This window comes from Vibrio crassostreae (genome assembly GCF_024347415.1).
Taxonomy (GTDB): domain Bacteria; phylum Pseudomonadota; class Gammaproteobacteria; order Enterobacterales; family Vibrionaceae; genus Vibrio; species Vibrio crassostreae.
Genome location: NZ_AP025476.1, coordinates 1,893,556 through 1,906,811, shown reverse-complemented (window position 1 = coordinate 1,906,811; position 13,256 = coordinate 1,893,556). Strand labels below are relative to the sequence as shown.

General features: G+C 45.0%; 8 protein-coding genes. 5 read left to right on the top strand and 3 right to left on the bottom strand.

Annotated features, from left to right (window positions below; genetic code table 11):
- Positions 1–151: 151 nt before the first annotated feature.
- The 3 genes from OC193_RS08590 to OC193_RS08580 all read right to left on the bottom strand — a co-directional run bounded on the left by OC193_RS08590 (position 152) and on the right by OC193_RS08580 (position 3,402).
- Complete coding sequence (locus OC193_RS08590; RefSeq protein ID WP_048662931.1) at positions 152–1,672, bottom strand: tripartite tricarboxylate transporter permease; 1,521 nt, start codon at positions 1,670–1,672, stop codon at positions 152–154.
- A 10-nt stretch (positions 1,673–1,682) separates the two neighbouring features.
- A complete protein-coding gene (locus tag OC193_RS08585) occupies positions 1,683–2,183 on the bottom strand; it encodes a tripartite tricarboxylate transporter TctB family protein (protein WP_041472791.1) in 501 nt (166 codons plus the stop codon).
- Between the two features lie 247 nt (positions 2,184–2,430).
- Entirely contained in the window at positions 2,431–3,402 is a 972-nt protein-coding gene (locus tag OC193_RS08580) for a tripartite tricarboxylate transporter substrate binding protein (RefSeq protein ID WP_048662929.1), read from the bottom strand.
- A 449-nt stretch (positions 3,403–3,851) separates the two neighbouring features.
- On the opposite strand from OC193_RS08580, the gene OC193_RS08575 reads away from it, so the two are divergent.
- From OC193_RS08575 to acnD, 5 genes are all read left to right on the top strand, one after another.
- Positions 3,852–7,025: an HD domain-containing phosphohydrolase gene (locus tag OC193_RS08575; protein ID WP_048662928.1), complete on the top strand. Its 3,174-nt coding sequence runs from the start codon at positions 3,852–3,854 to the stop codon at positions 7,023–7,025.
- 425 nt (positions 7,026–7,450) lie between these two features.
- Positions 7,451–8,170: a GntR family transcriptional regulator gene (locus tag OC193_RS08570; protein ID WP_048662952.1), complete on the top strand. Its 720-nt coding sequence runs from the start codon at positions 7,451–7,453 to the stop codon at positions 8,168–8,170.
- 100 nt (positions 8,171–8,270) lie between these two features.
- Positions 8,271–9,167 carry a methylisocitrate lyase gene (prpB, locus tag OC193_RS08565; protein ID WP_048662927.1) on the top strand — a complete coding sequence of 299 codons (897 nt, stop codon included), beginning with the start codon at positions 8,271–8,273 and terminating at the stop codon, positions 9,165–9,167.
- 147 nt (positions 9,168–9,314) lie between these two features.
- Positions 9,315–10,526, top strand: coding sequence for a bifunctional 2-methylcitrate synthase/citrate synthase (prpC, locus tag OC193_RS08560; RefSeq protein ID WP_048662926.1), 1,212 nt, complete (start codon positions 9,315–9,317; stop codon positions 10,524–10,526).
- Positions 10,527–10,627: 101 nt separating this feature from the next.
- Complete coding sequence (acnD, locus tag OC193_RS08555; RefSeq protein WP_048662925.1) at positions 10,628–13,252, top strand: Fe/S-dependent 2-methylisocitrate dehydratase AcnD; 2,625 nt, start codon at positions 10,628–10,630, stop codon at positions 13,250–13,252.
- Positions 13,253–13,256: the final 4 nt, after the last annotated feature.

Below are 13,256 nucleotides of genomic sequence, written 5' to 3'. Positions count from 1 at the left end.
TGAATTTGTTATGAATATCAGAGCTGTGCGTCTTGAAAGTGCGAGTTTGTGAGTTTGCTACCATCTTTAACTGTTGGTTCGAATTGACTAGCTAAATCAAAAAAGGAGCCAATGGCTCCTTTCGTTTAGGTTCAGTTGATTTGGTCGAGCTTTACACTTCTACTGGTTTTGCTCTAAAGCTCTTGAACAGCTTAACCAGAATCGGGCTAGACAGAACCAATATCGCCAGAATAGTGAAGGTCATGGTGATTGGGCGTTCCCATAGGAAGCTGAGCTCTCCGTCGCTGATCATCAGTGCGCGTCTTAAGTTCTCTTCCATCAAGCCACCTAAGATAAAGCCAAGCAATAATGGAGCGAGTGGGAAGTTGGCAAGCCTTAATGCTATTGCTGCCATCGCCACTAGTAACATCACAAATACATCCATGGTGTTGAAAGATACTAGGTACACGCCTGTGATTGAAAAGAAGATAATCATTGGCAGTAGAACCGTTCTTGGTACCGCTAATAGCTTAGAAATGTAAGGGATCAAAGGCAGGTTCAAGATAACCAGTACGATGTTGCCAAAGTACATAGAGATGATTACCGACCAGAATACATCAGGGTGCTCAACGAACAGACGAGGACCCGGTTGGATGCCATAAGCGATTAATGCACCTAGCATGATAGCTGTTGTACCAGAGCCCGGGATACCCAGCGTCAGTAGCGGAACGAATGAACCACTTGATGCTGCGTTATTTGCCGATTCTGGAGCAACAAGACCGCGAATACTGCCTTTACCAAACTCTTTCTGTTTGTCTTTCGGTGCAAGACTACGCTCCATGCCGTAACTTAAGAAAGCAGCGATAGTTGCGCCAGCACCTGGAAGTACGCCGGTAAAGAAGCCAAGAATCGAAGAACGAATCGAAACCGGTGCGACTTCTTTGATCTCTTCTTTGGTCACTTTCATGCTGCCAATATCGGACATCTTTTTGCTTTCTTCAGCGCTGTTGTCTTGCTCAGGCTTAAGAATGCCCATTAAGGTTTCACCCAGTGCAAACGTTGCCATTGCTAATAATAGGAAGCTGAAGCCATCCATCAGATCCGTTAGGCCAAAAGTGAAACGTTCAACGCCAACCCCTTTGTCGATACCTACTGTTGAAAGCATCAAACCTAAGATAGTCATCATCCACGCTTTGATAACCTGTCCTGGGCCTGCAAACGCCGCTACAGCCGATAGACCTAATAGCATCAATGCAAAGTAGTCAGAAGACTGGAAGCTCAATGACACGCTTGCTAGAGCCGGAGCCGCAATTAAAAGCATGATCGCTGAAAGTGTACCGCCAGTGAAAGAAGAGTAAGCCGCGAGTGCAAGTGCTTTACCTGCTTGCCCTTTTTGAGCCATCGGGTAGCCATCAAACGCGGTTACTACCGTTGAAGAACAACCCGGAGCGTTGATTAAGATTGATGACGTCGAGCCACCAAATACTGCGCCGTAGTACACACCAGCCATCAAGATTAAACCAGAAGAAGGGTCTAGGCCGTAAGTGATAGGGATCATCAGAGCAATGGCTGAGATTGGACCTAGGCCCGGGAGCATCCCGATGAAGGTACCTACGAAACAGCCCACGATTACCATCATGATGTTCATTGGCATCACAGCGGTAGAAAGTCCTTGTAAAATTCCGTCTAACATAATGTTATCCCTACCAAAGAGTGAAGATTAAACCAGGCTCTAGGTAGATATCTAAGCCTTGAGTTAATAAAAGAAAGAACGCGATAACGAAAGGAAACGACGCGCCAAATAAAACAGCTTTACGACGCTCACCCAATAGGTAAAAGCCTGCAAGTAAGAAGAAGCTGGTTGCTAAAACAAAGCCAAGATAAGTCAGCCCAACACCGTATAGTGCCATTAACACCAAGAATCCAATCAGCAGTTTCCAGTTCAACGGCGTTGTGTCACATGTGACTTTCTTATCCGGTTGTCCTGTGATAAGAAGGATCAACGAAAGGCCAATGCCGATAAACGTCAACAGGGTAGGTAATGTTCTTGCTGTGAAGGGTTCGTACTCGTCACCGGGAAACAAAGGAATTAGCGTGGTTTGGTAGCCATAGCACAAGCACGCCAGCATAAAGATCATGGCTCCGATGCGATCCTTTGAAAGCAAAGATTCCTTACTCAGAAATTTGGTTGGTAAGTCCGACATATCCAACTCCATTTGGGGTGGTATAAATAGTAAAAAAGCCGTACATGAGCGAGTTAATGAAGAATGTCTGGGATCACTAACCAAAGGTAAGCGAATTACGGTACTGGTTTATCAGCCACTTGCGTTTACAACGAATCGGCAAGCGTTAGTAATACGTCTACGAATAAACAAAGGAGTTTGAAGTTAACTCATGTACGGCGAAACAAGGAAAGAGTAAGAGGGCACATAAGCCCTCTATGGTTGTTGGTTATTTCAAGAAACCAAGCTCACGCATTAGGTCGCCCATCTGTTTTTCTTGATCTTCTAGGAAGGCGTAAAAATCTTTGTCAGCTTTGTAGTTGTCGATCCAACCGTTACGGTCACGAACCACTTGCCACTCATCGGTTTTGTACATTTTGCCAAGCGCTATATTCCATTCGTCGATCTTCGCTTGGCTTGTGCCTGGTGCTGCAAAGAAACCACGCCAGTTAGCGAATACGGTTTCGTTGCCGTACTCAGTCAGTGTTGGGATATTAGGTGCAGCGTCAAGACGTTTTGGCGCCGTCACAGCAAGCACTTTTACTTGGCCAGATTTAGACATCTCTAGCACTTCACCAAGGCCAGTAGAAAGCAGCTGTGTTTCGCCAGAAAGCAGTGCCGCCATCGCTTTACCGCCAGCATCGTAGGCAATGTAGCGAACTTTTTTCGCATCAAAACCTTCGCCCTTGAACGCCGCAGCAACTACAAGGTGGTCCATGCTGCCACGAGCTGAACCGCCAGCAATTTTTACTTTACGAGGGTTTGCTTCGAATTCTTTTACTACGTCTTCCCACGTGTTGTATTTAGAATCTGCAGAAGCCACGATTGCGCCGTAATCGGCAATGGTTGCAGCAACAGGTGTTAGGTCACGGAAAGACTGTGGGAAAATACCCGTTAGAGAGCGCACAACGATAGGTGTTGAGTTCACCATCAGCGTGTCTTCTTGGCGTTGAGCCGTTTCAATTAGGTGTGCAATGGCTTTACCGCCGCCGCCACCAGATAAGTTTTGGAAAGAGACATTTTCTACGATGTCTGATTTGACCAATACATCACCCGTACCACGAGCTGTCATATCCCAACCGCCACCAGCGCCGCCAGGGATTAGGAAGTGGATTTTTTCTACGTCAGCAGCAAAAGTGTTGAAAGAAAAGGTTGCTGCGATGATAGAAGCCGCAAGAGTAGGTTTCAGTGCCTTGAACATGGTTCACGTTCCTTATGTAGGGTATCTCTTCAATGGAGAGAAACTTATGTTTTATTTCCAGCTACTAAACAGATGAGTAGGACATTGCTTAGCAGATGCAACTAAAGTTAACGGTGTGTTAACGAAATGTCTGTAATGCGGCGATATTGAGAATAAAGAACATTGGAATAATATTGTTCATAAAGTTCACAGTGGCGTGGCTATAGGATTCTGCCAGCCATAATAATTAGGTTTTCCTTGAGTTTATGTGAGCAATTTTTTGACTGTTGGTCGCTTTATACAGCTATGTATCATCAAAGAGGGAACTTATTGTGACGCAAAGAGTGATATGGAGAGACGATCTTGGATATATGGAATAATGTGTTGCTAGGTTGGTTATGCTACTGTAATAATATAAATATTGCTGGCATGTTACATTTCTGGGCTAGTGGTTATTCAAGGATCGAATAATGACAGACAAAAAAATTTCTTTACGATTTACTGTTGGAGGAATGTTTTTACTCGCGACTTTTCTTACCGCTGTTGTTGCGGTTTCACTGCAATATTACTTCAGTAAAAAAATGGCGACTGAGAATACCTTATCCAAGTTGACGATGGTGTCCCAAGAGTTAAGTAACTATATCGGCGCGGTTGATTCTGACGCAGCCAACACCGCGCGTTTACTTGCTTCAGTGAAACGGTCTATCAGTAACAAAATATCAAAAGAAGAGTCGCGTAGTATTCTTTCTGAAGCCATTAAAGATAACCCTCTCTTTTATAGTATTTACATTGGCTCATCCAATGAAAACTTCTTCCAAATTATTAATCTAGAGTCTGCCCCTGTCGTTAGAGAGAAAATCGGTGCACAACAAACGGACCGTTGGGTTGTGGTTGAGATTCATAATAGAGGGGAGGAGCGCGTCCGTACGACGAAATATTTTGACCAAGAGTTTACGCTAAGAGACTCAACTACGGAGCAGAGCAACTACTTTCCAACAACCAGGCCTTGGTATGTTTCTGCCAATGTTCAGTCGGTCGAAAAAACTCAGCCATATCTTTTTCAGCATTTACAAATTACCGGGCAAACTTATTCTTTAGCGTTTGATGCGAAAATCGAATCTGAAGTTCAACATGTGATTGGTATTGATATTGTGTTGTCTTCTTTGGCTAGCAAACTCTCAGGTACGGCGCTTGGTTTAGCAGAAGACAGTAAGGTTGAGTCTTTCTTATATTCGAAATCGGGTAATATTATTGCGTCTAACCTCAAGGTTAACAATCAGGAATTGGAGTTTGATGTATCCACATTGATGCTATCGTCTGAACAACAAACCTTGGTTAACGATACCCCTCCGCTGTTAGTGTCTAATCAAAATGATTGGGGGCCGATGGACTTTTCAGTGGCGGGAAAGCCAAACGGCTATGCGATAGACCTTCTCAAAATGATTGGTGATATGACTGGGATCAGGTTTGAATTTGTGAATGGTTTTTCTTGGGGGGAGCTTGTCAATAAGTTTCAAGAAGGAAGTATTGATGGCCTGCAATCGGTGCAAAATTATAAAAATAATGGCATAAACGGCCTCTACACCACTCCAATCTATGATTTACCGTTTGCTATCGTGACCAGAGAAGACGTGAAGATTATTACTAATTATGCCGAGCTTGAGGATAAAAAAGTGGCCATTTTATCTGGGTGGTCAATTATTCCTAAGTTAAGGGAAGACTTTCCGAATATTGATTTAGTTGAGTTTGAAAACCTAGAGTCTGCATTTAATTCAATTGAAAGCGGAGAGAACTTTGCTTTTTTAGACGCTGAACCCGTACTCTCGTTTGCATTAGATAGGTTTTTCCAGCCTGGCCTTAGTGTCAATGGGACTCTAGAAGATCTAGACCAGAACTACTCAAACCAATTCCACTTAGTGCTGCAGAGCAAGCATCAACAATTGCTTCCAATCATTAATCAAGCTATCAGCAAGTTAAGTGGTGAACAGCTTGATGCCTTAGCGAAAAAGTGGCTCCATGATACCGGCTTTAATACAAATACGACGGTCCCTTATACTGAACTTTATGATTTGACTAAGGAAGCAACGGTTGAAGGCAGTATGGTAAGGGTAGAGATGAATGGCGAGATCAAACATCTCTATTTAAAGAAAATCGACATGGGCGAACACTACTCTGAGTATTTTGCGGTATTGATTCCCGAAACTGAGATCTTTAGTACAGTCAATAAACGTCTAGCAACCTCTGTTGGCGTAACGATGTTACTGATGAGTTTGACGTTGCCTATTGCTTGGGTTTTTGGTGCACCGATAGTGCGTCCTATTCGTCAATTAGAGGAGGAGACTCATAAGATCAAGATGCGTGATTATGACAGTGTCGAGCTTGTTGAGACTCGAATTAAAGAAGTATGGGAGCTATCTGTGGCGGTAAAAGACATGGCGATGGAACTCAAGCAACATGAGCTAACCCAAGAAGCCTTTGTTGAGTCGTTCATTAAACTTATCGCCCAAGCTATCGATGACAAGTCCCCTTATACGGCTGGGCACTGTAACCGTGTACCAGAGCTAGGTTTGATGCTAGCTGACGTGGCTGAGAAATCACAATCTGATCATTTTAAAAATTTTGAGTTTAAAAATGATGATGAGCGCCGTGAGTTTAGAATTGCGGCTTGGTTGCATGACTGCGGAAAAATAACAACGCCGGAACACATCGTCGATAAAGGTACGAAGCTTGAGGCCAACTACAACCGAATTCACGAGGTGAGAACTCGATTTGAGGTATTGTGGCGTGATGCTGAAATAATAGCATTAACGAAACAGCTTGAAGGCAAGCTAGCGAACAAACAAATCCAAACAGAGTTGGCTGAAGCGCAACAGAAGCTACAAGATGATTTTGAGTTTATCGCGACGTCTAATGTTGGTGGTGAATTCATGAGTGATGACAAAGTTGCTCGTATTCGCTTGATAGCTGAAACGACTTGGACGCGTAACTTTGATGATCAACTTGGTCTATCACCGATAGAGGCGTTGAATCGAGCACCGAGTTCAGGCTTGCCAGCGACAGAGCCACTGTTAAGTGATAAACCAGAGCATATAGTGAAAAGAGATAGGCCGTTAGAATTTGACCCGAAACATCAAATTAAAATGGATGTGCCTGAGTATTTATACAACCTAGGCGAAGTCTACAATCTGAGTATTGCACGCGGCACATTGACTGCTGAAGACAGATTTAAGATAAACGAGCACATGCTTGCTACGATTAAGATGCTTGAGAACTTACCATTCCCGAAAGAGTTAAGCCGCGTGCCTCGTTATGCGTCGACTCACCATGAAACCCTTAAAGGTACAGGCTATCCAAGGAAGTTGACTGGTGGCGACCTTTCAATCCCAGAACGCATTCTGGTGATATCAGATATCTTTGAGGCGTTAACCGCTGCCGATCGACCTTACAAGAAAGCGAAGCCAATCAGTGTTGCTGTCGACATCATGCACAAAATGGCGCTGGATGAGCATATCGATATTGAACTGTTTAGGCTGTTCTTAACCAGTGGGACCCACCTGCGTTATGCAGAAGAGTATCTGAAGCCGGAACAAATTGATTTCGTTGATATCAACAAATACCTAGAAGTTACTCGTCAGATTGCTTGACTAAAACTTGCTTCGTTAGAGCGAGTTCTATGAATGAAAGGCGCACATGAGTGCGCCTTTTTCATACCTGTGGTTTGGAGTTAAACGGAGAGGAAAGGTGTTGATGCCTATATCTTGGTTGACATCATTGATGGATGGATCTGCGTTTTAAAAGTTGACTGTCAGTTGTCGACACATTGCTTTCGACCAACTTTGGGTTGGCAAGGGTTTTGTTTACTCATTTATGTTTAAGCTTATGAATAATATGTTTTTATTTTCTTTTGTTGCTTCGTTTTACTATTTGTCTGCCGATTAATAAAAATACTACCTTAGTCTAAATTGTCGACAATTCACTTGATTGTCGACAATTTAATCGTGTATTTTATGTTCATGTTATGGAATTGTTGACAATTAAGAATCAGCAATCAGAAGTGAGCAGCGTAAATATGAATACTGCGATAAAAGATCTCACCTTAAGTGCAAACACGAAAACTCGTGTTGGCGACAAAGAAAACACCAAGTCGGAAAGCCTGACTGAATACCTAGTCGAGGCGATTGTTAGCGGTGAATTAGCTCCGGGCAGTAAGATCTCGGAACCTGAACTGGCTAAACGCTTTGAAGTAAGCCGAGGTCCATTACGTGAAGCGATAATGCGTGTGGAAGGGCTAGGGCTTATTGAGCGAATTCCTCATGTCGGCGCTCGAGTTATTACTTTTTCGGCAGACAAACTGCTAGAGCTTTACGCCGTGCGAGAGGCATTGGAAGGCATGGCTGCTCGATTAGCGGCGAGACACATCACACAAGAAGAGTTGATCGGGCTTGAAGGCTTATTGTCGACACATTCTAAACACATCGATGAAGTCGAAGGTTCTTCTTATTTTCATCAACATGGGGATTTCGATTTCCATTACCGCATTATTAAGGCTAGTCGCAACAGCAAACTCATTTCTCTGCTGTGTGACGAGCTTTATCACTTATTACGCATGTATCGCTATCAATCACCTAGGTCGCAGTCTCGTCCAAAAGAGGCGCTTGATGAACATAAATACATCCTACAAGCGATTCGTAACCGTGATGAAGAGCTAGCAGAAATGCTAATGCGACGACACATTTCGGGCAGTCGACTGCTTATAGAACAACAAATTCAATCCAAAGGTCTTGATTAACCGGCGACTGGTATTTGCCAACGGTTCTTCGTTGGCGAAAGCTAAACATCAAAAGTCATAAAGATTAGATAGAAATAAACAATTAACAGGGAGCGTCATTATGAAGTTATCAGCAGGAGCTAAGTTCCGACAAGCTGTGCAAGACAACGACCCATTGCAGATCGTCGGCACGGTGAATCCGTATTGCGCGATGATGGCAAAGAACTTGGGACATCAGGCGATCTATTTGTCTGGTGGAGGTATCGCCAATGCGTCTTACGGTTTGCCTGACTTGGGCATTACTACATTGAACGATGTGTTGGTGGATGTGGAACGCATTACCAACGCGTGCGATTTGCCCTTGCTGGTGGATATCGACACGGGCTTCGGTGGCGCGTTCAATATTGCACGTACCATTCGCGCAATGGAGAAGGCAGGTGCAGCGGCAGTCCACATGGAAGACCAAGTGGCTCAGAAACGCTGTGGTCATCGACCAAATAAAGCGATTGTAAGTCAGCAAGAGATGGTCGATAGAGTCAAAGCGGCAACAGATGCTAGAACCGATGACAGCTTCGTGATTATGGCGCGTACCGATGCATTGGCTGTTGAAGGCATTGATAGCGCGATTGAACGAGCGATTGCGTGTGTTGAAGCGGGCGCAGACATGATTTTCCCTGAGGCTATGAATCAACTCGACCAATACGTGAAGTTTTCGGCGGCGTTGAAATCAGCAACAGGTAAACATGTGCCTATTCTTGCGAACATCACTGAATTTGGCCAAACACCCCTCTACAACTGTAACGAGTTAGCCCAATCAAGTGTCGACATGGTGCTTTATCCATTGAGTGCATTCCGTGCGATGAACAAGGCCGCGGAGAATGTTTACAAACACTTGTTAGTTGAAGGCAATCAAGAAGCTCTGTTGGATTCAATGCAAACCCGTAAAGAGCTTTACGGACACCTGAATTACCACGAATACGAGAACAAGCTTGATCAGTTGTTTTCAAGCGAAGGGTAAAACCAGTTTCAACTAATCAAAAATCAACTTAATCCAATAACGTGAAATGGTTAGTCGCCATATCCAGTATCGATGATAAAGATCACCGGACACATAAACAGGTAGCACCAAAGAGTGCGGGCGACTAACACAGAAAAGGAGTTCACCATGTCTGTATCTTTGAGTGATAAAGCCGCTGTCGAAAATGCTTCAAATGTAGAACAACAAAGTGAAAAAACAGCAAACAAACCAGCCAGCGCACCGGCAATCGGTGGTGCTGGTCTACGTGGCCAAAGTGCAGGGTCGACTGCGCTATGTACGGTAGGAAAATCAGGAACAGGTTTAACTTACCGTGGCTATGACATTACCGACCTTGCTAACCACGCTCAGTTTGAAGAAGTGGCGCATCTGCTACTAAGAGGCCATTTACCCACTGAAAAAGAGCTAGACGATTACAAAACACTGTTGGTTGGCCTACGCGGCTTGCCTCAACCTTTGAAAGTAGCATTAGAGCTTATCCCTGCAGACGCTCACCCAATGGATGTGATGAGAACAGGTTGTTCAATGCTAGGTAATCTAGAGCAAGAGTCTGATTTTTCTGAGCAATTGCCTGCGACTGAACGAATGCTCGCGCTTTTCCCTGCGATTATTTGTTATTGGTATCGCTTTAGCCATGATGGCGTGCGCATTGATACGGAAGATCAAAGCGAAGCATGTTTGGGTGGCTATTTCTTGAAGATGCTGACTGACAAAACGCCTAGTGAACTGCATAAAAAGGTGATGCACTGCTCGCTAACCCTTTATGCGGAACATGAGTTTAATGCCTCTACCTTTGCCGCTCGTGTTTGTGCCTCAACACTGTCGGATATTCATTCTTGTGTAACGGCTGCGATTGGCACACTAAGAGGCCCACTGCACGGTGGTGCGAATGAAGCGGCAATGGAAATGATCCAAGATTGGAAAACCGCTGATGAAGCCGAAACCAACATCATGCAGATGCTTGCTAACAAAGACAAAATCATGGGCTTCGGTCATGCCATTTATCGCGAAAGTGATCCTCGAAATGCCTTAATCAAACGTTGGTCAAAAGAGCTAGCTCAAGAGGTGGGAGATGAACAGCTTTATGCCGTTTCAGAACGTGTTGAAGCGGTAATGAAGCGCGAGAAAGGGCTGTTCTGTAATGCTGACTTCTTCCATGCATCGGCCTACCACTTCATGGACATCCCAACCAAATTATTTACTCCGATCTTCGTGATGAGCCGCCTCACAGGTTGGACAGCACACGTGTTCGAACAAAGAGAAAACAATCGCATCATTCGTCCAAGTGCAGACTACACCGGGCCAGAGCACCAAGACTGGCTACCTATCCATTTACGTTAGTCCTCTATATCGAGCCGACTTAAATCTCGAGGTGACTGTTATCTTCATGTGATAAGGCCTCGTGAACCAACGAATAGAATTTAACAGATAATGGTGGATGTATGTCTGATGTAAAACTTGAAAGAAACCAAGAGCTTGATGAAAACAAGTATCGAAAGGTTTTACCGGGAACGAGTTTAGAATATTTCGACGCTTGCGAAGCGGTAGAAGCACTATCTCCGGGCGCTTATAAAACCTTGCCTTATACGTCGCGAGTGTTGGCAGAGCAATTAGTAAGACGCTGTGATCCTGAAACCCTTGAAGACAGCTTAAAGCAGATCATTGAACGCAAGAGCGACTTAGATTTTCCTTGGTATCCTGCGCGAGTGGTGTGTCATGACATTCTAGGTCAAACAGCCCTAGTAGATTTGGCTGGATTAAGAGACGCGATTGCCGACCAAGGCGGAGACCCTGCCAAGGTGAACCCAGTGGTCGAAACTCAACTGATTGTTGATCACTCTTTGGCAGTGGAACATGCCGGGTTTGATAACGAAGCATTTGATAAAAACCGCGCGATTGAAGAGCGCAGAAACGAAGACCGTTTTCATTTTATTGAATGGTGTAAAACCGCGTTTAAAAACGTGAGTGTGATCCCAGCGGGTAACGGGATCATGCACCAGATTAACTTGGAGAAAATGTCTCCAGTTATTCAATCTAAAGATGGCATCGCGTTTCCTGATACTTGTGTTGGTACCGATAGCCATACACCGCACGTTGATGCCCTGGGCGTTATTGCGATTGGTGTGGGCGGCTTGGAAGCTGAGACTGTGATGCTAGGTCGGCCTTCGATGATGCGATTGCCGGACATCGTCGGCGTGAAGCTAACGGGTCAACGACAAGAAGGGATAACGGCAACGGATATTGTGCTTGCGATTACCGAGTTTCTTCGAAATGAAAAAGTGGTTTCTAGTTATTTAGAGTTCTTTGGTGAAGGTGCTCGTGCACTGACTATTGGCGACCGTGCCACTATATCGAATATGACGCCTGAGTACGGTGCGACTGCGGGGATGTTCTACATCGATGAGCAGACTATTCAATACCTTAAACTCACGGGACGAGAGCCTGAACAAGTTGAACTAGTCGAACGCTATGCCAAGCAAACCGGGCTATGGGCTGACGATCTAGACTCTGCTCAATATGAGCGTGTATTAGAGTTTGATTTATCGAAGGTTGAGCGCAATCTTGCAGGGCCATCCAATCCACATCGTCGTTTGCCAACCAGAGAGCTGGCTGAACAAGGCATTAGTCAAGCATCTTGGAAAGAGCAGTACAGCGATGATCAAATGCCCGATGGTGCCGTGATCATTGCGGCAATTACCTCTTGTACTAACACCAGTAATCCAAGAAACGTGGTAGCCGCAGCATTGGTGGCTAAGAAAGCCAATCAGCTTGGATTAGTTCGTAAACCGTGGGTGAAAACGTCATTTGCTCCAGGATCTAAAGTTGCCAAGCTCTACCTCGAGTCAGCAGGATTGTTGCCAGAATTGGAACAATTAGGTTTTGGTATCGTCGGTTATGCGTGCACTACCTGTAATGGTATGAGCGGAGCCCTAGATCATGCAATTCAACAAGAGATCATCGACCGCGACCTGTATTCAACCGCTGTGTTGTCAGGGAATCGAAACTTCGATGGTCGAATCCATCCTTATGCAAAACAAGCGTTTTTAGCCTCACCGCCATTGGTGGTTGCTTATGCCTTGGCTGGCACGATTCGCTTTGATATCGAGAAAGACAGCTTAGGCACTGACAGCAACGGTAAGCCAATCTACTTAAATGATTTATGGCCGAGTGATGCGGAGATCGATGCTGTTGTCGGTGAGCATGTTAAACCTCAGCAATTTCAACAAATCTACGTAAAAATGTTCCAGCCAGATGAGGATCAGGTAACGACTGAACCGCTTTATGACTGGCGACCTCAAAGTACCTATATTCGCAGGCCACCTTATTGGGAGGGGGCTCTTGCAGGAGAACGAAGCCTTTCAGGGATGAGACCTTTGGCTATTCTGGGTGACAACATTACCACCGATCACTTATCTCCATCAAATGCGATTCTCGCTTCGAGTGCGGCGGGGGAATACCTCACCAAAATGGAAGTGCCGGAAGAGGATTTTAACTCTTACGCGACCCATCGAGGTGATCACTTAACCGCGCAACGAGCAACATTCGCCAACCCTAAGCTGTTCAACGAAATGGTGAAGGACGCAGGAGAAGTCGTGCAAGGTTCATTAGCAAGGGTTGAACCCGAAGGTCAAGTTACGCGAATGTGGGAAGCGATAGAAACCTACATGAACCGTAAACAACCTTTGATTGTTGTTGCTGGTGCTGATTATGGACAAGGTTCATCACGTGACTGGGCAGCTAAAGGGGTGCGCTTAGCGGGTGTTGAAGTGATTGTTGCCGAAGGCTTTGAACGAATCCACAGAACCAACTTAGTTGGAATGGGTGTGTTGCCTTTGCAGTTTAAAGCGGGAACCAATCGCAATACCTTACAACTCGATGGCACCGAGCTTTACGACGTTTACGGTGATATTGAAGCGGGTTCTGATTTGGCTCTAGTCATTACTCGTAAAAACGGTGAAAAGCTGGATGTGCCTGTAACCTGCCGACTAGACACGGCAGACGAAGTGAATGTCTATAGCGCTGGTGGCGTATTGCAACGTTTCGCCAAAGACTTTCTCGCACAGTAGGACC